The sequence below is a fragment of the Paenibacillus sp. NN59 genome (assembly GCF_057597225.1).
Genome location: NZ_CP199678.1, coordinates 1,339,017 through 1,361,081 on the forward strand (window position 1 = coordinate 1,339,017; position 22,065 = coordinate 1,361,081).

The 22,065-nt window shown below is 47.9% G+C and carries 16 protein-coding genes; 7 read left to right on the top strand and 9 right to left on the bottom strand.

Features of this window, described 5'->3' with window-relative positions:
- Positions 1–6: 6 nt before the first annotated feature.
- Complete coding sequence (locus ACT89M_RS05720; protein ID WP_308722376.1) at positions 7–1,068, bottom strand: LacI family DNA-binding transcriptional regulator; 1,062 nt, start codon at positions 1,066–1,068, stop codon at positions 7–9.
- Positions 1,069–1,335: 267 nt separating this feature from the next.
- On the opposite strand from ACT89M_RS05720, the gene ACT89M_RS05725 reads away from it, so the two are divergent.
- Positions 1,336–2,655: a glycoside hydrolase family 125 protein gene (locus ACT89M_RS05725; protein ID WP_308722377.1), complete on the top strand. Its 1,320-nt coding sequence runs from the start codon at positions 1,336–1,338 to the stop codon at positions 2,653–2,655.
- Positions 2,656–2,718: 63 nt separating this feature from the next.
- Here ACT89M_RS05725 and ACT89M_RS05730 read toward each other — a convergent pair whose 3' ends face one another.
- The 3 genes from ACT89M_RS05730 to ACT89M_RS05740 form a co-directional block, all read right to left on the bottom strand.
- Positions 2,719–3,264 (bottom strand): GNAT family N-acetyltransferase, encoded by a 546-nt coding sequence (locus tag ACT89M_RS05730; RefSeq protein ID WP_308722378.1) that lies wholly within the window; start codon positions 3,262–3,264, stop codon positions 2,719–2,721.
- 22 nt (positions 3,265–3,286) lie between these two features.
- Positions 3,287–4,354, bottom strand: coding sequence for a Gfo/Idh/MocA family protein (locus ACT89M_RS05735; RefSeq protein WP_308722379.1), 1,068 nt, complete (start codon positions 4,352–4,354; stop codon positions 3,287–3,289).
- Between the two features lie 151 nt (positions 4,355–4,505).
- On the bottom strand, positions 4,506–5,393 hold the full coding sequence (locus ACT89M_RS05740) for a sugar phosphate isomerase/epimerase family protein (RefSeq protein ID WP_154890742.1): 888 nt from the start codon (positions 5,391–5,393) through the stop codon (positions 4,506–4,508).
- Between the two features lie 130 nt (positions 5,394–5,523).
- Here ACT89M_RS05740 and ACT89M_RS05745 point away from each other — a divergent pair, with 130 nt between their 5' ends.
- Entirely contained in the window at positions 5,524–6,420 is an 897-nt protein-coding gene (locus tag ACT89M_RS05745; protein ID WP_154890743.1) for an AraC family transcriptional regulator, read from the top strand.
- A gap of 147 nt (positions 6,421–6,567) precedes the next feature.
- On the opposite strand, the gene ACT89M_RS05750 is transcribed toward ACT89M_RS05745, so the two are convergent.
- Positions 6,568–7,251, bottom strand: coding sequence for a protein kinase family protein (locus ACT89M_RS05750; RefSeq protein WP_154890744.1), 684 nt, complete (start codon positions 7,249–7,251; stop codon positions 6,568–6,570).
- Between the two features lie 601 nt (positions 7,252–7,852).
- Between ACT89M_RS05750 and ACT89M_RS05755 the strand changes: the two genes are divergently transcribed.
- A complete protein-coding gene (locus ACT89M_RS05755) occupies positions 7,853–8,770 on the top strand; it encodes a RecB family exonuclease (RefSeq protein ID WP_090917829.1) in 918 nt (305 codons plus the stop codon).
- Positions 8,771–8,927: 157 nt separating this feature from the next.
- Here the strand turns inward: ACT89M_RS05755 and ald are convergent, their stop codons facing one another.
- A complete protein-coding gene (ald, locus tag ACT89M_RS05760) occupies positions 8,928–10,061 on the bottom strand; it encodes an alanine dehydrogenase (protein WP_154960574.1) in 1,134 nt (377 codons plus the stop codon).
- 189 nt (positions 10,062–10,250) lie between these two features.
- Between ald and ACT89M_RS05765 the strand changes: the two genes are divergently transcribed.
- Positions 10,251–11,921, top strand: a complete 1,671-nt coding sequence (locus ACT89M_RS05765) for a PucR family transcriptional regulator (protein WP_308722382.1) — start codon at positions 10,251–10,253, stop codon at positions 11,919–11,921.
- A 56-nt stretch (positions 11,922–11,977) separates the two neighbouring features.
- Here ACT89M_RS05765 and ACT89M_RS05770 read toward each other — a convergent pair whose 3' ends face one another.
- Positions 11,978–12,265 carry a hypothetical protein gene (locus ACT89M_RS05770; protein ID WP_221787737.1) on the bottom strand — a complete coding sequence of 96 codons (288 nt, stop codon included), beginning with the start codon at positions 12,263–12,265 and terminating at the stop codon, positions 11,978–11,980.
- A gap of 302 nt (positions 12,266–12,567) precedes the next feature.
- Between ACT89M_RS05770 and ACT89M_RS05775 the strand changes: the two genes are divergently transcribed.
- The gene (locus tag ACT89M_RS05775) at positions 12,568–14,640 is read left to right on the top strand and encodes an nSTAND1 domain-containing NTPase (RefSeq protein WP_308722383.1); all 2,073 of its coding nucleotides are present in this window, start codon (positions 12,568–12,570) and stop codon (positions 14,638–14,640) included.
- A gap of 567 nt (positions 14,641–15,207) precedes the next feature.
- Here the strand turns inward: ACT89M_RS05775 and ACT89M_RS05780 are convergent.
- Together ACT89M_RS05780 and ACT89M_RS05785 are read right to left on the bottom strand one after the other, a co-directional pair.
- On the bottom strand, positions 15,208–17,148 hold the full coding sequence (locus ACT89M_RS05780) for a sigma-54 interaction domain-containing protein (RefSeq protein WP_487345055.1): 1,941 nt from the start codon (positions 17,146–17,148) through the stop codon (positions 15,208–15,210).
- A 511-nt stretch (positions 17,149–17,659) separates the two neighbouring features.
- Positions 17,660–18,583, bottom strand: coding sequence for a proline dehydrogenase family protein (locus tag ACT89M_RS05785; protein WP_154960569.1), 924 nt, complete (start codon positions 18,581–18,583; stop codon positions 17,660–17,662).
- A gap of 446 nt (positions 18,584–19,029) precedes the next feature.
- Between ACT89M_RS05785 and pruA the strand changes: the two genes are divergently transcribed.
- Together pruA and rpoN are read left to right on the top strand one after the other, a co-directional pair.
- The gene (pruA, locus tag ACT89M_RS05790; protein ID WP_154960568.1) at positions 19,030–20,577 is read left to right on the top strand and encodes an L-glutamate gamma-semialdehyde dehydrogenase; all 1,548 of its coding nucleotides are present in this window, start codon (positions 19,030–19,032) and stop codon (positions 20,575–20,577) included.
- Between the two features lie 122 nt (positions 20,578–20,699).
- Complete coding sequence (gene rpoN, locus ACT89M_RS05795; protein WP_154960567.1) at positions 20,700–22,004, top strand: RNA polymerase factor sigma-54; 1,305 nt, start codon at positions 20,700–20,702, stop codon at positions 22,002–22,004.
- Positions 22,005–22,065 lie beyond the last annotated feature (61 nt).

The following is a 22,065-nucleotide window of genomic DNA, read 5'->3' on the forward strand; positions in this document are numbered from 1 at the left end:
AGAAAATTAAGCCGAATCCCTTGGAATCAATGTGGTTGATAACATAACCGTCTCTTTCGGTGTACCTAGGCGTTCGATTCGACGCTTCAAAGCCTCGACGGCTCGTTGCCCAAGTTCCTCTTTGCACAAATGTACCGTAGTCAGCGGGGGAGATGAGGTGGCAGCGGTGTACACATTGTCAATTCCGATGACCAAGCAATCCTTAGGCGTGGATAATCCCATATGCTGAAGTTTGTGCATCCATTGTAAGGCGATATCGTCATTCGCGCCAATCCACGCATCGGGGCGTTCTTCAGCAGGAAGTCGCTCGATGGTGTCAGCGAGCTTGTTCACCCATTCTCCGTTTTCATAGGCTACATTCCAAGCTTGAAAGTCCACTTCTTCCCTTGCCTCGGTATAAAAATGATTCAAAGCCAGCTCGATTCCAATCTTACGCTGTGCAAAACTTGCGGCACGTCCGTCATCGGTAATCAGACCGATGCGTCTGCATTGCTTCGACAGGAGATATCTGGCCGCAGTAATGCCAGCTTCCAGATTATCATGACTGATCGTATCACAGTTCAGCAAAGGCTCCTGATGATCGACCAAAATCATGGGGTGGCCTGTCTGTACCAGCGTTTGCAGCACGGTATGCGGAAAAGCGCCCATAACGATAATTCCGGCACAACGTGTCCAGTCGAGATGAGGTGCGATGGCTTTTTCAGGTGAAATCTCCTTGCCCGGTAAGTCCAGTGAAGGTGACACAATGACGTGATGCCAGCCTTGCTCGTTACAGCCAGAGATGATGCCTGACAGCACACGCTGCCAATAGTGCGGCTCACCCCGGTTAAGCTGATTCATACATATTAGGACAAATGGAGGTTCGATTGCATGAGCCTTATTGGTATTGGCAGTATGGCTCGCCGAGCCGGGTATATTCTGGCGATACCCGAGTGCACGGGCAAGTTCCAGAACCCGTGCACGCGTAGATTCGCTGACACCGGTTTTACCGCTGAGTGCGCGGGACACGGCATATTTGGATAACCCCAGCTGGTCAGCTAGCGTCTGGATCGATACTTTTCGAGACATATGATTACTCCTTTTATGTACAGATGGATAAACCTGATTTTATCAGTAGGTAAATGACTTGTGTCATATGGGTAGCCGATTGAATAGGAAACTGATTAATTGTGAATTGACGTGCTTACATGGAACAGGTAAACTTACAGGATAATAACGTTATTATAAATTATAATAACAAAAATAACAATAGTCCTATTGAAAGGTTATTCTGTCATTGGAGTGCAGATGTAAACTCTTTAGTTGGGCTAACTTATAAAAAAGGAGAGGACTCCCATGGATCAGTTCAGATTACCTAAAATTCCGATGCCCGAGTTGGAATTACCCCAAGCTGTTCGTGATGTTTTGGCTGAAGCGAATGAGCATTTGAAGCACAGACCGAAGCTGCTGGCTCAGTTCCATAATTGTTTTCCGAATACGCTCGAAACGACCACTAAGCTGTTAGATGACGGTACAACCTTTGTTATTACGGGAGATATCCCCGCCATGTGGCTCCGGGATTCGGTGGAGCAAGTGACCCATTACGTTCCGCTGGCGAAGCATGACGCGCAGTTGCAACGGATTATCGGAGGGCTGATTAAACGGCATACGTTCTATGCAGATATAGACATCTATGCGAACGCTTTTAACGAAACGGCCAATGGCTGGCACTGGGACGCGAATGATGAGACAGAAATGTCACCTTGGGTATGGGAACGGAAGTTTGAACTGGATTCGTTGTGTTTCTCCATGAAGCTGGCCTATACATACTGGCGTGAGACTGAACTTACAGACATCTTTGATGAACGTTTTAAAAAGGTCATGGAGCAGATCGTGCACCTGTGGGAGACGGAACAGCGTCATGTAGAGCAATCTCCGTATCGTTTCATGCGGCGTAACTGCCCGGCGCACGATACACTGCGTAACGAGGGAATGGGGATGCCAGTAAACTATACGGGCATGATCTGGTCGGGCTTTCGCCCAAGCGACGATGCCTGTGATTTTCACTACAATATTCCGTCCAATATGTTCGCCGCGGTGACGCTGAGCCAGATGGGGGAGATTGCAAAATGGGTGTTCCGTGACGAACAGCTGGTGAGCCGTATGGCGCGCCTGGAGGAGGAGATCCGGCACGGCATTGCCCTGTATGGTACCTACCGTCATCCGGTGTATGGTCAGATTTACGCTTATGAAACGGACGGATATGGCAACGTCTGTCTAATGGATGATGCGGGCACACCAGGACTGATGTCGATTCCGTATATCGGATATGTTTCCGTGGATGATGTGGTGTATCAGAATACACGGCGTTTTATTTTGAGTAAAGAAAATCCGTATTACTATGAAGGAACAGCGGCCAAGGGCATCGGTAGCCCGCACACGCCTCCAGGGTATATCTGGCATATGGCATTATCCATGCAAGGACTAACGGCAGACAATGACGCGGAGATGCTCGCCATGATTGATTTGCTGGAGAACACCGACGCGGGAACGGGGTATATGCACGAAGGTTTTCATGTCGATGATCCGGATACGTATACGCGTCCATGGTTCGCATGGTCCAACAGTTTGTTTGCGCAATTGGTGTACAAAGCGATGAAGAAGCGTATTTTGTAGGTGAATAAAAACAGCCGTTCCAATGTTGGAACGGCTGTTTTCCTTATGCTGCTGGAGCCTTCGTTACTTGAATAACTTATACCAGTATAAAGTGGTATCGATATTAGGGGTATAGGACTGTTTGAGTGTGTCGGCTCCACCTAGTACGAAGCCCTGTTTTACATAAAATCGGCATGCACCCAGATTGTCATCTTGTGCTTCGAGGGACATTCCAATAAGATTTTTTTGTTTTGCCCATTCTTCTGCTTTATGGAGGAGCAGCCTTCCAACTCCGCTACCTCTATACTCTTTTTTGGTCGCAATGTTCTCAATATAACAGAAGCGATTCCAATCCTTAATGATTCTAATCTGTCCTATACAAACCTGATTCATATACGCTAAAAACAACATTTTATCGTCCTGGTTGATATATTCGTCCCAATCCAGGTTGTCATCCGGAAAACGCGTTTCTTTCGGTTCATCAAAAAGAACTTCTTCATAGGACCATTGTCCAGATTGTAAACTGGGGATGATTTTACCGAATAACGTAAAATCCTCGTTTGTCGTATGGATATCATCTACTAAGTCCGCATTTAATGGAGAAATAATAATTTCACTTTCGCTATCCAATAAGTCTCACTTCCTTTCTCATTCAAGATGGCTCACCTGTTGTTTTCAATAAATCTGCAATCCGTACCTTTTGTCCGGTACGTGCGCTTTCAAGGGAGGCGAGCACCATAGCCATGCTGAACTGGTTGTCACTGCAGTCCGTTTCGGGCAGTCGATTTTCTTCAAGTGCAGCAAACATCTCTTCAAGACAGCCGTGGTGTCCGGTTTTGTCCATTACAGGCAGCTCCGCTTCGATTCGTTCAGCGCGCTGGAGGAAAGATGGCTTGCCATCAGCCTCCAGTGCGAGTGTGTTGACCACTTCAGCATAGATGTTGTCATGACCATCCCAGATGGCGGTTCCTTTTTCACCTGTCACGCGCCAGTTTGCTTCCCAGGATGTAGGCACGCCCTCGGTACACCAAGACCCCCGATAATCGAAGACAGATCCGTCGGACATCTCGAAAATACATATTGCCATCGCATTGCCCTTATACCAGGAACCTGGAGGGTTGAATTCATGACAGTACACCGACACCGGATCTGCACCAAGGATATAACGAGCCTGATCAAAGGTATGTATCGCCATATCCAGCAAAAGCGGGCTGTCCATGAGGTCGCGGAAACCACCAAAGTGTGCCCCGATAAAGAAGTCCGCTCCTGCATATCCCGGCTGTCCAATCGTTCCGCTGGAAATGAGCTGCCGATAGGCACGGATGCGAGGATCGAACCTGCGGTTCTGCATCACCGCTTGAATACGTCCTGTACTGCGGGCGGTTTGCACAATGTCCGTACAGTCCGAGAAGGATTCTGCCAGCGGTTTTTCGCCAAAGACGTGACAACCTGCCTGTAGCGCGGTCATCGCAATATGATAATGGCTGGAAGGGATGGTCACATCAAATACGATGTTGGCATCGACAGCTTCAAGGGCATCACCAATATTAGTAAAGGTTGGACAGGATAAATTGTGTCGCTTGGCAAAAGATGATGAAGCTTCCTCGTAGAGATCAACGAGTCCCACGATTTCCGTATCTGGTCGTTCTTTGGCATAGTCCGCCCAAGTGTTTGCCATTGCCCCGCAACCTGCGATGATAACCCGATAAGGGTAGGTCATGTGCTCAACTCCCTCATATAGATGCATAGATGTTATTGATCCATGTTATAAGTTATTGTTCCATGCGAGAAGTGCATGTGATTGTGACGAGCATTTGTATTTTATGGGCACATGAGTAACTGAGTCTTTCAGTCTTCATGCCGTTATGTCTTTACACCGGATTGGGCACAAAGCTGCCCCCGCGGCAATGTTTTAAGTAATTCAATGCATGCACTTGCCCGGTCATCTCAAGTTCGTCCCGATACACCGGATCATGCCAGCCTTCAATATCGATCGTGCCCTGGTAGCCGTTCTGGCGTAAAATGGTGATGATATCTGCCCAATTGCTGTCCCCAAAGCCGGGGGTGCGATGCCAGACAAATTCATGCGGTCCATGCACACCATGTTCTTTGACAATATCCCAGGCGATGGTTGCGTCTTTGCCATGGACATGGAACACTTTCGGAGCCCATTTGCGAAGCTGTGGAATCGGGTCAATCAAGCTGACCATCTGGTGACAGGGTTCCCATTCCAGCCCCACATTTTCATCAGGAACGGCATTAAACATCATTTCCCAAGCGGTCGGGTTGTGAGCGATATTCCAGTCGCCGGTCTGCCACGTTCCACCCATATCACAATTTTCAAAAGCAATGCGTACACCTCGGTCTGCCGCCCGTCGTGCCAGTTCACCGAACACTTCCTTGAACCGTGGAATCGATTCGTCAATCGGTTGATTGGTCAGACGTCCGGTAAAGCCGGAGACGATATCTGCCCCAAAAAGCTGTGCGTGGTCAATGACTCGCTCCCAGCTTGCCAAGGTGTCAGCGTTATCCCCTGTGCCGGTGAGCGGATTACCAAATACACTTACAGCTGAAATGGTGATGCCTTGTTCGTCAACGATATCGCGTACACGCTTGGCGGTTTCTGCCAGGTCCAGGTTGCCCGTACTTTGCCAGAACGTCAGGTTAAAGGATTCGAAGCCGTGTTGCATAATCTGCGGAATGACCCGAACGGCATCATGGCCGCCTACAAGGGTTCCGATACGAATGGATGGATTCATGGTTGTAATTCACTCCAATATTGGCTTATAGTACTTCGTGACACACTCATTATAGCCTTGGATCTATGGGAAGGCTCTAAACAATTTTGTGCTTTATTAGTCGGATTTTGTGGTGAGGGGGAAGAAAGCCATGCTAGACTTGAAAGCGCTTCATGAAGACACGCGAATTGATCATAAATCCCATCCGTTTCAGTTGTTCCAAAATCGGTGTTCTGCGAAAAAAACGGAAGAATGTATATTATATCTGCACTGGCATGAGCACTTTGAGTGGATCATCATGCGTAAGGGTAGAGCCGTATTTCATATCGATAGCCGCCCTTATGAAATTGAAGCAGGAGAGGTAATTATCATTCCGGGTGGCGCTCTGCATGTTGGATACGCATTGGATGAGGGAGATGTGCATTATGACTCGGTTGTGGTCAATCGAGCATTGTTTCACGATTTTGCGAGCGATCCAGTGCATGAGCAGTATGTTGCGCCTTATCTGGAAGGCAGTGTGCGGTTTCCGGTCAAACCAGCCGCAGAGAATGCGGCCTGTGCCGGGTATTATTCTTTATTAAATGAAGCGGTGGAAGAGATGGCGACGCAACCTCCGGCGTATCAGCTTGTAGTGAAGTCCAAGCTGCACGCGTTGTTTACGCTGATGGCCCGGACGTTTATGCCGCATCAGTTGCGGGATCGAGCGAATGCAGTGTATTTTCCTAACCGCGAGCGGTTCAAACAGTTGATTGCACAGATTGAGGCTGATCCCCAGGAGAAATTGTCGGTTGGTGAAGCGGCAAGCCAAGTGGGGGTGAACGTATATCATTTCTGCAAAATGTTCAAAAAGCTGACCGGACGTACGCTCGTAGAATACGTAAACGGATGCAGAATGAGTGAGGCTGAGCGCCTACTGCAAGGTAGCAACCTCACAGTTACGGAAATAGCCGCTCAGGTGGGATGTGACAATGCGAACTATTTTACAAAATTATTCAAGCAGTACAAAGGCATGACGCCTTCGCAGGCACGGGGAATGAAGGAAGGGTGAGTGGGAAGGGGAGGAAGATACTGTTGAAAGGGGAGAAGGCTTGAAGAAAAGGAATGTGAAGTCAAAAACCACCCTGATCTAGCCCATTATCGGCTAAATCCGGGTGGTTGGGGGAAGGGTTGGATTCATCGCTCGCTGCAGTGCGGTCTATTTCAGAAACCTGGAGAACAGTCGATTAGCTTTCTTTGAGAGATCTTCCATTTTGAGATTGGCCTGATCGAGCTGGTTATAAGCCCATTTGATCGTTTGCAGCATCCGTGGGGAGATGGGCGTACCTTTAATACGTGGATAGATGTTGTGATAGGCCCATACGAGATGCTCCCAGCGATGATCGTCTCCCTCTTGAATATACTCCGATACGTCGAGCACTTTGCCGCGTCCATTCTGGAGAAGCACATTTTTGAGATGGATGTCGCGTGGATTCAGTCCAAGGCGACGAACCGCTTCTCGCGCTGCGTCTACATCGAGCATGACCTGCTCGGGGACGGGGATTCCTTTTTCCAAACATTCAAGTAAAGTGTCTCCAGGTTCGTAACTGATGACCAGTATATTTCGGCCGCTGCCATAATACGTTGGGAAGTAAGATAGGCCCTGAAGCTGGGCGTAGACCTGTTTTTCATTATTTAATTTATTTAAAGCATGATCCGAATACACTTTGAAGGCATACTGTGGCAGCTGGTCATACGTAAATACAGCCGCATCCGTACCAATACCAATGCAGTTCACTCCTGCTGCCTCGCCGATGATATTCACCAGCTCATTCCGATCGCTTCCGATGACTTGAATTTGTTGTAATGCTACTTCTGCTTGGAACCAATCCGGCTGCTTCATGGGTGGCGCCTCCTTTTGGATATGCCCGTACATATTTTCCGTAGTTATTTACGTAATAGGTTAATACCGTTCGTGCTCAAATTCAACTTTTTCTAACGATCACGAGAAAGCTTATTTCGCCCCAAACAGCCACGTTCAAATTCTAACGATCCGTAGGAACGCTATTTTGCGAAATTCGTCTGTTTTAACCCGTTTTCAGGTGAAATTCATGTAAATAGCGCCGCTGGAGATCGTTAGATTTTTAAAAGCCGTCAAAATGGGCAAATAAGGTCTGTGGTGATCGTTAGCCTCGGATGGAGAACGTGCAGATGATAAGTGAAATGGACTTCTCTTCATCCTGATGTAACTATATAAACGATACGTATCGTTCCTCAAACGGTTGCGTACACAAGAAAATAACGGAAGCCGGGTTGCGGCATGACGGCCAGGGCTTTATACTGTGAGCAATAAAAGGATTGTTCAGCCAGATGTATGCTAAAGGTAGATATATAGAGTGAGTTCGGATGTTATGTTTTACAGATCAGTCCTACGATACGTCCCTACAGTACGGCACGCAGCATTGGTATGAGTAGATCCGATATACAGAAAGGCAGATTATCATATGGCACAATACCCGCAGTGGTCTTATTCGCAGTCGCGGGCGAGTATGTTCGATGAGTGCCTGCGCAAATATTATTATCATTATTATGGTGCCCACAACGGCTGGAAAACAGAATCAGCGGATGAGATGCAGGTACGCTTGTATCGTCTGAAGCAACTGAGTAATCTTTATCTGGTATTTGGTGATCTTGCACACCGGATGTGTGAGTCGGCAGTACGAAGCAGAGAAGAGGGAAAACCGAAGCCACGTGAAGTTTTTTTGGAGAAGACGATACGTGATCTGCTGAATCAGGCATACAAAGAGTCGATGAATCCGGAGCAATGGCGACTCAATCCGAAAAATCATACGATGTTGTCGGAAATTTATTATGGCGATGATACACTGAACGACCGGGTCGCAACGATAAAAGAACGCGCAGGAGCCTGTGTAGGCAACTTGTATCAGACGCTGACGTGGGAAGATTTGTCCCGTGCAAGTACAACGATTCTGGAGATTGAGAAATGGGATACGATGCAGCTACATGATACGCGTGTGTATGTGAAAATGGACTTATTATATCGACGCAGCAACGGCAATATTGTCATTGTGGACTGGAAGACGGGCAAGGAGGATGACTTCTCCGATCAGTTAATTTTATACGCTTCCTATGTAAGAGAGCATTACCAGGTTCCACTGGAGCAGATTGAGATTCGGGTGGAGTATCTGTTGACTGGCAAACACAAAGAGTTTGCTGCAACCGAAGAGGACATTCGCAAAGTAGAGGAGAACGTCGGGCGTTACATCGAGGAGATGCGCTCCTGTGTGGCCGATGAGTATTACAACCGTCCAAAGGACATGTCCTATTTCACCCCAATGCCTTCGCACCGTGCATGCCGGGATTGCAACTTTCGTGAGGTATGTAGTGAACGAGTGGTTTAATGAACTCGGCGCGTAACCTGTACTATAATCCATCCTAATATGCGTCCTATATGTCAAAAAAAGAAGCGCAGTGCCCGGAGGAATCCTCCATGGGCACTGCGCTTGTGTGCGTTCCACAGGCTGGACAATTTGCTTCCAGGTGGAACGGCCAGAAGATTTATTGGACAGCGGCGGCATCTTCCAGCGCCTGTCCTGCAGGTACGTAGGCGTGCCCGAGGTCACGGGCAACCGCCTCATACGTGATATGTCCATTCAGCGCATTCACCGCGCTGCGAATGGACGAACTACCGCGAATCGCGGTGGCTGCACCATGGTTCGCCAGTTGCAGCGCATAAGGCATGGTGGCATTGGTCAGCGCCACCGTGGACGTGCGCGGTACGGCGCCAGGCATGTTCGCCACCGCATAATGCACGACACCATGTTTCACATAGGTGGGTTCATCGTGGGTGGTGATATGATCAATGGTCTCGACGATCCCGCCTTGATCAATCGCCACATCCACAATGACCGACCCGGGTGCCATAGTCTTCACAACCTGCTCGCTGACAAGTGTTGGCGCTTTGGCGCCCGGAATCAGCACCGCACAGATCAGCAGGTCCGCCCCGGTGACGGCGGACGCAATATTGGAAGGGCTGGATACCAGCGTCTGGATCTGATTGCCAAAAATATCGTCCAGCTGGCGCAACCGATTCAGATTCAGATCCAGAATCGTGACATCCGCCCCCAGACCAAGTGCAATTTTGGCCGCATTGGTACCTACCGTACCGCCGCCAATAATGACAACCTTGCCGCGGCTTACGCCAGGCACGCCGGATAACAGAATGCCTTTGCCGCCTTCTGTTTTCTCCAGAAGCTGCGCACCGATCTGCGCAGCCATCCGACCTGCCACCTCACTCATAGGTGTGAGCAGCGGGAGAGAGCCGCCGACTTCCAAGGTTTCATACGCAAGGGCAGTCACCTGTTTTTCGACCAGTGCTTTGGCGAGAGCCGGCTCTGCGGCGAGGTGCAGGTAGGTGAACAAAATCAGCCCGGGGCGAAAATAACCATATTCACTGGCAAGAGGTTCTTTCACTTTAAGGATGAGCTCGGCATCCTGCCATACCTGAGCGGCTTCTTCAACAATCAGGGCGCCAGCTTTAACATACTCTTTATCCGTAAACCCACTGCCAAGTCCCGCACCTTGTTCGATAAAGACCTGATGCCCGGCTGTCACAAAATCAGCTGTCCCGGCAGGAGTCATCGCTACACGATTTTCATTGTTTTTGATTTCTTTGGGAATCCCGATTCTCATAGCCATGCACCTCGTCCATTTTTTGGTTGTTAGCTTATACTACAAGTTTATGACTCCATGCGTCGTTTTGCACCTTACACAATGTCTAATTTTTAGGATCAAGACTCAACAATTCGTCGAAATAGACTGTTCAGGACACATGTCTTTGGATTATAATGTAAGAAAAAATAACACTAAGAGGGATCGACTTTGCGAAATGACCGTGTGTTTACTGTCAGAGATATCCTGCAACGTCCGGTATTTAGTCAAGCACGGCTCGCGGCAGGGAGAGAAGGGTTGGAACGTCAGGTAGGCTGGGTTCATGTGCTGGAAATTACCAATGTGTCCCCTTTTGTAAGCCCACATGATCTTATTTTATCCACGGGTCTATGGCTTCAGTCTGAAGAAGGGCGTGAAGCTTATCTGATGCAGCTGATCAACCGTGATGCAGCTGGATTATGTGTCGAGTTTGGCACCAGCATACATGCGATACCAGAGTCATTGATCGAACTGGCAAACCAGTATCAGTTTCCACTCATCGTATTTGAACAACCCGTGCGTTTTGTTGAGATTACGCAAGATATCCATTCTCTACTTATTAACCACCAACACCAGCTATTAAAGAGCCTGGAGACGTATTCCCGTGAGCTTCAGCAACGCACATTGCAGCGTACAGATATGTCGGCGGTTCTCGACCTGCTACATGCCTATGCGGCAAAACCTGTGGTATACATCTCGTCGATGGAGGCCGGGAGTTTTGTGCCAGAACTCGCTCCAGACATGGAGCAGGCCATCTATAGCTGGTACAGCCAGGAAGTGGAACGGCTAAATCTGAACGACTCCGATACGGAGCTGTGGTTTCATATGGATGAGGAGAGGGCTTTGCTCTGTTATCCCGTGGTTTGTTTTGGCCAAGTATTTTCAGCCATAGGTATGATTGTGCACCCGTCGGCAACGGTAGAATATCTCAAGCTGTTGCTTGATTACACAGCCAAAGCTGCAGCTACGCTTACGCTTCGTTCACAATTTCTTGAAGAGAAGATGGTACGCAACCAGAATGAATTGATTCAGGATTTGATGAATGGCCACATTCAGCAGGAGGAACAGGCCAGAACACGTATGGGGCTTCGCTTGTTAGTGAAGGGACAATATTGGTTCGCGGGAGGTCTATTGCAGATTGAACATCGCATGAAGGGGACGGGCCGGGAGCGAATGGAGGCGAATCATCAGGACATTCTCGTATTGCTTCGCTCACTTCTGAAGAAAAATCATCTAACCAGCCTCATCATGCTGAAAAATAATCAAATCTACCTCTGTTGTGCCAAGGAAGAAACACAAACTGTCTCTGAACAGCCACTGATCCAAATGTTAGAGAGCATCACTCAGGATATGAAACGGTTCGCTCGCTCGAATCTGAAACAAGTCGAAATTCATGCGGGCTTCGGCAAACTTCGAAATCAACTAACTCTTCTGAAGGATAGCCTTCAGGAAGCGGTCCAGGTTATTGAAGTGGCGAGGTCTGTCAAATTAATGAAACATGTTCACTTTTACGATCGTATGGGTATATATCAAATGTTAAAAGCCATGCCGCTTTCTTTCCTGCAATCCTTTGCGAGCGATCATCTGGGTGTGCTTATAGAGCATGATCGAAGCCATCAGTTGCGTTTGGTCGAAACATTGGATGCCTATCTGGCGAATTTCGGGTGCAAAAGGGATGCGGCCGCCCAGCTGTTCGTTCATCGGCAGACTTTGTATAACCGACTGGAGAAACTGGAAGAACTGCTGGGACCAGGTTATATGCAACAGGGAAAACGTGTGTGCTTGGAGATGGCATTGTTAGCTAATGCCATGATTGAAGGTGGAGATGGACAATTGTCATGACAGCAACGTTTTTGGATATGGGCACTGCTTGAATAGAAGGTGTTTTTTTTGCTCATTTACAGCTTGTTGATCCGTCGTATACCTCGTAAGGCACGAGACCGGCGACGGGACCCTGTATTGGAGAAACGGCTCCGATAGCGTTCGAATGCACGGGAAGAGGTAGCCTGAAGTGGTGAGGTAGGTGTTACAAGGCGATATGGAAATGTCATACGCTCAGACCTTCGTTCCCGTCTGTCTTGTGGATCTGCAACAGTTAAACCGGTAAGGTTTAACCATGCCTGAAGCTTACTGGAATGGATGCCAAGTTGTCCGCTCAAATGAGAAATGTCGAGATGTTTTTTCACACAAATCCGCCTTTCCTGAATTATCGGGCTGGAGTAGGATACGAAAGGAAAGCATGAAACCAAGTCGGTAAAATCGTGTGTGCAGGCTTGCTCAGGGTGATTGGCGGAGTGTTGCGTTTTGTGATATCCATAAACGGCGTGGTTCGATAAATGTAGAAGAGGCACAGATTTGCCTTTTTCTATAAATTGGCTTTTATCAAGATTCTAACATTTCGGAAGCGATTGCGCGTCTCAATATAGTCTCATTTTTATATAAAAGTAAGCTACAGTAAAAGTACCAGTATCTAGTACGGAGGATATATATGGGGAACGGAAGTGAATCTCGAAAGCAGAAGGTTGTCAGGGACGAAAAGCGTTTCGTTGGTCGAGCCAGAGAGCTGATGATCCTGGAGCAGTGGTTTGAAAATGATGAAGCGCCTATGACTATATTTTCAGTTACGGGTATGGGGGGTATTGGGAAGTCTTCGTTACTTTCAGAAATGCTGTCCATCGCTAGAGAGCAGGAAGCAACCGCTATATGGATGGATGGACGGGCATGTGGCACAACGCCCTCCGTGTTTATGGATTATTTTAGTTCAACCCTGGGACTGGAACTTGGGCTGTTGAATAGCCAGGGCAACATTCTGCTATCGTTGTTGAAAAGCATGCCCAGAGAGAAACGGCTCGTTATTGCAGTAGATAACTACGAGGAACTTGCATTGCTCGAGAGCTGGTTTATGGAAGTTTTCATAGCGAAACTTCATCTAAGTGGGATACTTATCATACTTGCATCTCGTTCAGAGCTTTCAGCAACATGGCGAACGCATCCCCGGCTGTATCAGCATCTGGTTCAATTGCAGCTGCAACATTTTACCGCGGATGAGATTACGGAGTATATTGCAACCGCAGGTTCATTAAAGCCGAGTATGGCTGGAGTCATTACGAGAATGACGGATGGACATCCGCTGGGACTTGCTCTTGCAGTGGAAGCGGCTGATCAGGAGCGGAATCTTCCTCATGCCGAGTGGGCTGAACTGTCACATATGATCAGTGCCCGGCTGTTACTTGAACTCACCACGCCACGTCTGCATCCGATGGTGGAGGTGTTAACCTTGCTGGAGACAGCAAACCAGGAACTCTTATCTAAGGTACTGAATGTACCCGTTAAACAAGAAGAATATCACATGCTGAGACGGATGTCTTTCATTCGTTCCGCGCCGGACGGTCTGGCCTTGCACGATATGGCCCGGGTACATTTGATGCGGGATTTCCGGCAACGCGAGCCGCATCGTATGCAGTCCATGCGGATTCGGATTGCAGAGTTGCTGAAACCACTCCATGAACAGGCATGTGCACTTGGGAAGCGTCAAATTGCGAGAAAGATGCTGTTACTCTGTCAGGAATCTATGCTCCAGTTTCGCAAGTATGCTGACGTCTCACGCGATTCTTTGTTCTCGCCGCTTGAACCAATGAAGCAGGCTGACCTACCCTCTCTTCACAAGTTGCTCGAGCAATGGTGTGAATACAGTATTGAGCCCTGGCAGGCCGTGAACTATGGCCCCTTCCTGGATGAACTGGCTCTCCGATATCCTGAAGGTATTGTAATAAAGCGGGATATGAAAGGCGAAACGATTGCGATGTTTATTACCGTGCTGGTGCATCGGGAGATCAGTGATTTACTTTTGAAATATTTTCCGAATGAGATGAAAGAGTGCTTTACGCCAGAGGAATTACAGAATGATCCGGATGAGAGTGATACACACTTCGCATTGCTGGCTGCGGCGAGAGATGATGTGCCTGGATATACACGTGAGGAACTTGTCGGATATATGACACTGGATCGTTTGTCGCTCCTGGGAGATGGGGCGAGAGCCATTCTTGTTGCGACCAATCCACATCTGAAGTTGTTTCTGCGGAGTATCGGCTTTCAGATGCGGAGAACGTCCACACGTGCGTGTGATCGATATGCAGATCAGGCGGATGTGCTGGAACTTGATCTGCGTAGCGGACAATTCGGTGCCTGGGTGATGTCCCTTTTGCATCCAGACCCCCCGGCTAATGCAATAAAGCCCCAGATAACGGGATCCAATAACAGGGTTTGGTCTGAACAGGAAGTTCGTAAAATGCTCGGACACCTTCGCTCACCGGGAGAGTTACAAGAGTACGCAGACAGAATTACAGGTGTGAGGGACGGCATTCAGTTACAATTATATGTTCTGGATCTGTTGGAAGGCAGAATACATGGAGTGTCTCCCCAGGATCAGAAACTGTTACATGCGGCTTACTGGACCCATGCTGGCAATCCGACTGCCGCAGCGCAGGTGTGTTCGATGAGCAGGGCTACTTTTTATCGTCATATTAGGACTGCACTGATTCGTTTATCGAGAATATTGTAAAGGGTGAAGAAAGATGGTCGCACAGAAATAGCAGAAGCCATCGGTTGAAATAACAAGAACAAGGCAAAAATGAAAACCAAAACAAAAATGAAAAGCAACAACCAATAAACCCGCAGTAAAACGGGAAAGATCCGTAACTGCGGGTTTTTCTAGCTGATTCATCTAGCTGTTCATAAGTAGCATCCCCGCAAACTCTAACGATCCGGAGAAATCTTATTTTGCCCAAAGTCGCCATGTTGAAATTCTAACGATCCGTACGGACGCTATTTCGAGCAATTTGCCCATTTCATCCCATTTTCAGCAGGACATTAGCTGAATAGCGTCACTGGAGATCGTTAGATTTTGAAACCACGCCTAAATGGGCAAATAAGGCTTGTGGTGATCGTTAGAGTCGCCAGAAACCTTATTTGCTGGTTTCTGCTCTCGGCGCTGAGCTTTCTCTGATTTTTCCTCAAATTCTCTGTATTCTATCGCCTGCAACGGCAAGGGTGGAATGTTCTTCGTTTGCTAGCCGTGCATTTTGGTTAACTGTAAAAAGCAAGCGGTAATCACCGCGGGAGTTACGGGTTATATACCAAGCCGATTCATACGGTTGTAGAGTGTAGCTCTGGAGATGCCAAGTTGTTTGGCGAGTGTTCGTTTGTTGCCGCCTGCGGCCTTCAGGTATTGAAGCAAAAGCCGAGCCTCATACGCATCCATCTGTTGCTGATAAGAGGAGCCCGAACTTTGTTCGGGGAATGTAACACTTGGGTTAGCCGCTTCCCGAGCAACCCCTGCAAGATGGTCAGGTCTGTGACCCTCTTGTTGGGAGTCTGTCACATTGGGGTCATGCGCTACTTCTTTTTCCGCAGACTTGAGGTTGGCTACTGTCTGTTCCGGCTCAGAAGGTACGTTTACTTTCGCTGATGTCAGCGAATCAGGCAAGTATTCCGGCTTGATCTCACCATCCATCGTTAGAATGGTCAGGCGCTCAATCACGTTGCGCAGTTCCCGGACATTCCCCGGCCAATCGTACTCGAATAAACGTTTGAACAATTCTGGAGGAATCACTTCAATATGACGATTGTAGAGTAGCGAGAATTCTTGCAGAAAAGTCTGGGTGAGCTCATAGATATCTTCTTTACGCAGCCGGAGTGGCGGAATAATCAGATTGATGACATTCAGTCGATAGTAGAGATCCTCCCGGAATTGATTACGCGTAATCATGGCAGGAAGGTCTTGATTGGTTGCAGCAATGATTCGGCAGTTAGCTTGTTTGGTGCGGGTACCCCCAACCGGAAAATAACTTCGTTCCTGCAACACACGAAGCAGCTTGACTTGCAGTTCAAAAGGCATCTCCCCAATCTCATCCAGAAAAAGAGTGCCACCCTCAGCCAGCTCGATTTTCCCCTTTTTCCCCTTAGGGTCTGCCCCGGAGAAAGCGCCTTTCTCGTAGCCAAACAACTCGCTCTCAAACAATGAAGCGGGAATGGCCCCGCAGTTAATCGCGATAAAAGGAGCAGTCTCTGGTTCACGAAGATCATGGATGGCTTTTGCGAAGAGTTCCTTGCCCGTGCCACTTTCCCCCATAATGAGTACCGTAGCAGGAGTGGTGCTGATCTTGCGAATAGTCTCCAGACATTGCCGGATAATTGGACTGCTACCTTTGATACGCGCAAAAGGATCGGTCTCGGGATGAAGCCGGGCAACGGCTTTTTCCAAATGCTGAATTTTGGAGGACATATGCAATAATTCCTGGTGCAGACGAATTTCAGTTGTGATATCGACCTCCGCAGCGACTGCACCAACAATACGACCATCCAACCTGACAGGGCGGGCATTGATTAGAGCGAACAGATCAGACCTGGGTTGATGCTGTTTGCGGTAGACCGATTCACCGGTATACAACGTTTTGAGTGATTGAAGTCTTTCGGGTGGGAAAAAGTTGGCGGCAGGCTGACCGATAATATCGGTTTTGCGAATAGAAAATATATTCTCCGCACCGGATGTCCAGTACGCCACCTTGGCTTCTTCATCGATTAAAGATAGTGCGGAACCGGCTGTCTCAAGCGTAGTTTCCAGATATGCTTCCATCAGTCGGTAGGATTGATGAAGTGAGTTCATGACATCAGATGCCGTGATATAGCCGGTCCATTCGTCACGATCATTTATGATGATGAGAATAGAGCTCTTGGCAAACAAAGGAATCACTTGTGCCAGTTCCATAGAAAGTGAGATCAAAGGGACAGGGACAAAGAACGATGGGGTAACCGGAAAAGGGTCGGGTTCTGTTGATTTAGCAGAAGATGTGGAAGGCAGGCCTTTCTCATCAGGCAAGTTTGGTTGATCCAGGAAGGAGCAATAGAGATAAGCGCTCCCTGTACCAGAACGTACAAAAACAGGTCGAGTTACGTTGATATCTGAATCCGTATACGGGCGTGGAAGAAGCTTTTCCTGAACGGAGGATTCATCGTAAATGTGCATGTCTGTTCGTATCAGTTCTTTTAGAGTAGGTAGTAAATGTCTCATCAGGATCACCTCGATTACAACATACGGATTAAAGTGATTGGAATTAGTACTATTATATCGCTCCAACAGAGTTGTGTATATATTTTTTGACATCTCTTGTTCGATTGTTTTGTTTTAATAACGCTCACCCGTTTTGTGGTTTTTATGTATACGTTTTCTTTAATTGAAGATATGAAAAAATGTTGATTTAGCTACAGTTTTTAACTTATTTCAGGTTTTTTTATTTATTTTTGTGTCAATTTATATCACGCTCATTATTTGTCAAAATGTATAAGTATAAGAAAATATGTAAAGATGGAGATCGATATGAGGGTAAGATACAAGATTATTAGTGTAGAATTTGTCTAAAATTTTGTACATTAAATTTTGTGTATTCTTATTTTTTAGACATATATTCTTGTTTAGAGTGAACGTTTAAGTTTGGCAGTGCTGCATCATTGGAAAAAGGAAAAACCATGCACTCCAGAATGACTGGGTTGCATGGCGTGAAGGGCTATCTCTTACATCAATTCTAGCGAAACATGTTCTTCACAACCATCCAGAGATTCGCAGGTTTCTCTGCCAGACGGCGGGTATAGTACGGGTACCACATCGTGCCATAAGGGACATAACAACGGATGCGATAACCTTCTTGTGCCAGACGCTCCTGTTCACTCATACGCAGACCGTATAACATCTGGAATTCAAAGGCTTCAGGAGAGATATTCCGATCCTTCGCGTATTGTTTCGTCCAGTTAATGATGTGATCATCATGGGAGGCCACAGCGGTATAAACACCTTGATCCAGATGATGACGAATCATCGTTTTGAACTGGTGAATGACCTCGGACGTATTTTGATATGCGACGCTTGCAGGTTCTTTATACGCTCCTTTGACCAAACGCAGCCGAATACCTTCCCGAATCATATCGCGGGTATCCTCTTCCGTTCGATGCAGATAAGCCTGCAATACGGTACCTGAGTTATCCAGCCCTTCCGCATGCAGTCTACGTACGATATCAATGGTTGCTTGGGTGAACGGACTGTCCTCCATATCAATCCGGACGAACAATTCATGTTCCTTCGCTCGGGCGGCGACCGCACGAATATTCTGGTACCCTTCTTCCGGATCAAGTGCCAGCCCCATCTGGGTCGGTTTCAGTGAAACATTGGAGTCCACACCGCTATGCGCTATACCTTCAACTAACCTCACGTATTCATCCCTGTAAAGTGCCGCCTCGCGCAGATGGGTGATGCCCTCTCCCAGATGATCCAGTGTTGCCATAATGCCTTTGCTATTTAAAACGCGAATTTCTTCCAGCGCCTCTTCCAGCGTATTACCAGCTATGAACTTGCCAGCCAGCTTTTTGCCGTATTTGAGAGACAGGTTCTCTACGGCTTTATTGCCAGCTACGGTTAACAACGTTTTGCGATATAGTTCCGTTCCGACACTCATCGTGGTTCCTCCCTAAACATTCATGATTGTATATTTACATATCTAGCAAAAATCGTGCCAAAATCTGTTGAATGCGATTGCTGATACCCTAATTATTTTTATGAACATTTTTATCTCCGTGAAACAAAAAAATATTTCATTCTCAAGCGGAGTTGGCACGCTTCTTGCTTCATATATTTGAATGAGACGTAAGTGCTGCGTGAATCCGAGCAGCGATCGATATAAGTTGAACATTTTTTTACACAAATAACGGAGAGGACAGAAAAAACCTGGAAAAGCGAAGCGGTCGCATTTATCACCGGATTTTTCCCTTAGGAGAAGGGAATCCAAAAAATCTGGAGATAACAGCGAATGGAAGGTTATTCTGTCCTCGGAGTGCTCGTGTAAATTATCTTTGTGAGACTTATAAAGTGAGTAGAAACCACATCCTGAAGGAGGAATCATTGATGAATATCCCTTTTGTTAACGAACCATTTACAGCTTTTACGGTGCAAGCGAACCGGGAAGCCTTTGAGGAAGCGCTCCATAAGGTGAAATCCGAACTGGGACAGGAATATCCGATGATTATCGGTGGAAAAAAAATAACCGGCAACCGCACGTTAACCTCCGTGAACCCGGCTGCTAAGGACCAGGTGATTGGAACGATTCATCAAGCGGATCGGGAGCTGGCCGAGAAGGCCATCCAAACGGCTGCGGAAACGTTCCATACCTGGAAACATACGGACCCGAATGAACGGGCCCGTTATCTCTACAAAGCAGCGGCAATCATGCGCCGCCGCAAGCATGAGTTCTCCGCCTGGATGGTCTATGAGGCGGGCAAAACCTGGCCTGAAGCAGATGCAGATACGGCTGAAGCGATTGATTTTATGGAGTTCTATGCAAGGGAAATGCAGCGTCTTAGTGAGCCGCAGCCACTTGTACGGATTGCTGGTGAAGATAATGAACTGACTTACATTCCGCTTGGTGTTGGTGTGGTGATTCCGCCGTGGAATTTCCCGCTGGCGATTATGGCAGGCATGACCTCGGCTGCGCTAGTTTCAGGCAACACGGTGGTGCTAAAACCGGCAAGCACTACACCGGTCATCGCTGCAAAGTTCGTGGAACTGCTGGAAGAAGTGGGTCTGCCAGATGGAGTAGTCAACTTCTTGCCAGGGCCAGGCAGTGAGGTGGGTGATTATCTTGTCGATCATGCACTGACACGTTTTATCAGTTTCACAGGTTCCCGCGATGTCGGTCTGCGGATCAATGAACGTGCTGCACGCACCGCTCCGGGTCAGAAGTGGATCAAACGTGTGATCGCCGAGATGGGTGGCAAGGATTCCATTGTGGTTGACAGTGACAGTGATCTGGAACTGGCAGCCGAGTCGATCACAGCTTCGGCTTTTGGTTTCTCGGGACAAAAATGTTCAGCGTGTTCCCGTGCCATTATCCATAAGGATGTATATGATGAAGTATTACAAAAGGTGCTGGAGCGTACGAAGAAGCTGACGGTGGGCAGTCCGCTTGAAGTGGGAAATTATATGGGCCCTGTCATTGACGATAAGGCTTATGCAAAGATCACCGAATATATCGAGATTGGCAAAGGGGAAGGACGTCTGGTTCATGGGGGAGGTACCGGAGATCCGGCAGGATTCTTCATCGAGCCGACCATTATTGCGGATGTGGAACCGCATGCCCGGATTTCGCAAGAGGAGATTTTTGGCCCGGTGCTGGCTTTCATCAAAGCCGATTCATTCCAGGATGCGCTGGAGATTGCCAACAATACAGATTATGGTCTGACAGGTGCGGTTATCTCGCGCAATCGGGCACATCTGGAGCAGGCAAGACATGAGTATTTTGCAGGTAATCTGTATTTCAACCGCAAGTGTACGGGAGCTTTGGTAGGGACACATCCATTTGGTGGATTTAATATGTCGGGTACCGATTCCAAAGCAGGAGGCAGGGATTATCTGTTGCTGTTTACCCAAGCGAAGCTGGTGTCTGAAAAATATTAAATGACGTTTGAGACCGCATGTATGTATTGACATGCTGACAAGGGCTGAACTGTATGGTATTATTCCTGCAAATCCCAGTGTTGCAATGAATAGTATCCAGCTTGACATAAGGAGGGCATCGGATGTTAGGTGTTCAGTTGGTGCAGGAACAGCGCTTCCGGCTGTCCATCACGCCGGAAATGAAGCAGTCCTTTCATTTGCTGACCTTGTCCGGTCAGGAACTGATTCGTTATTTGCAGGATGTCGCAGCGGATAATCCGCTTCTTGAACTGGAAGAGCAGTCCGTTTATTCTTTTAAGCCATCAAGAAGAAACAATCAGCAGGTGTATCCTTCCTATGACCCTCTGCTTCAAGCCAAAGGAACAGCGCCTACGCTGGAACAAATCCTTGCTTCGCAAATTCGCACGATGAAAATTCCGCATAGGCTGGAGAAAGTGGCGGTCTATTTGGCTGGATGTGTGAATGCTGATGGTTACTTGAAGGTTGAGCTATCTGAAGTACAGGTTGAGCTCGGATTGTCCATGAGCGAACTGAACGCAGGAATTGATTTGTTGCAGTCCCTGGACCCTCCGGGTGTAGGGGCGCGAAATCTGCAAGAATGTTTGCTGTTGCAGATTCAGCGTGACCCAGCAGCGATTCCTTATGCCGAGCGTATTGTGCGGGCAGGGCTGGAGGCGTTGGTTCCTTTTCATCCCGGGCGGACAGCAGGCAAGTATGGTATAACTTCGCGGGAAGCACAAGCAGCATACGAGTATATTACTCGTCTTGACCCTAAGCCTTGTCGATCGATAGGCTGTAATGAACGTGCACATTATATCGTCCCCGATGCTACTGTGGATATGGTTCATGGGGAAATGGTGCTCAAGCTGCTTGCAACAGGCAATCCGCGCGTAACCGTAAATGAAGCTTGCAACAACTGGATACAGGAGTCGTCTCCCGGTGAGATCTGGGTGACTCGGGCAGCTGAGGCGAGAGCCGTTATACGCGGTGTGCAACAGCGGCGCAGGACATTGTTACGTGTGATGACGGCCATTATGGAAGAGCAAAAGCGCTTTTTAAGTGAGGGCCCCGCTGCACTGGTGCCGCTTAATCTGGTTGCGATTGCTGAGAAAGTACAGATGCATGAATCAACAGTTAGTCGGGCCGTGAACGGAAAATATATATACACTCCGTATGGGGTTTACGAGGTTAAGGCTTTTTTCGATTCCGGTATTACGACCGTGTCTGGAGAGCAGACGTCTGCATCGGCTGTCAAACGGCGGCTGAAGGAAATCATTCGAACCGAGCAACTAAACAAGCCGTACTCAGATAGCCAATTATCTGCTCTCCTTGAAGGCGAGGGCATCATCATTTCTCGAAGAACCGTTGCGAAATACAGGGAGGAGCTTCGAATTCTGTCATCCCTGGAACGAAAACGCTGGGCTTGAAGTGTATACGTCTTATCACGTTAAGTCTGAACGACTCTTTATAAGTCTGAAATTTATCGCA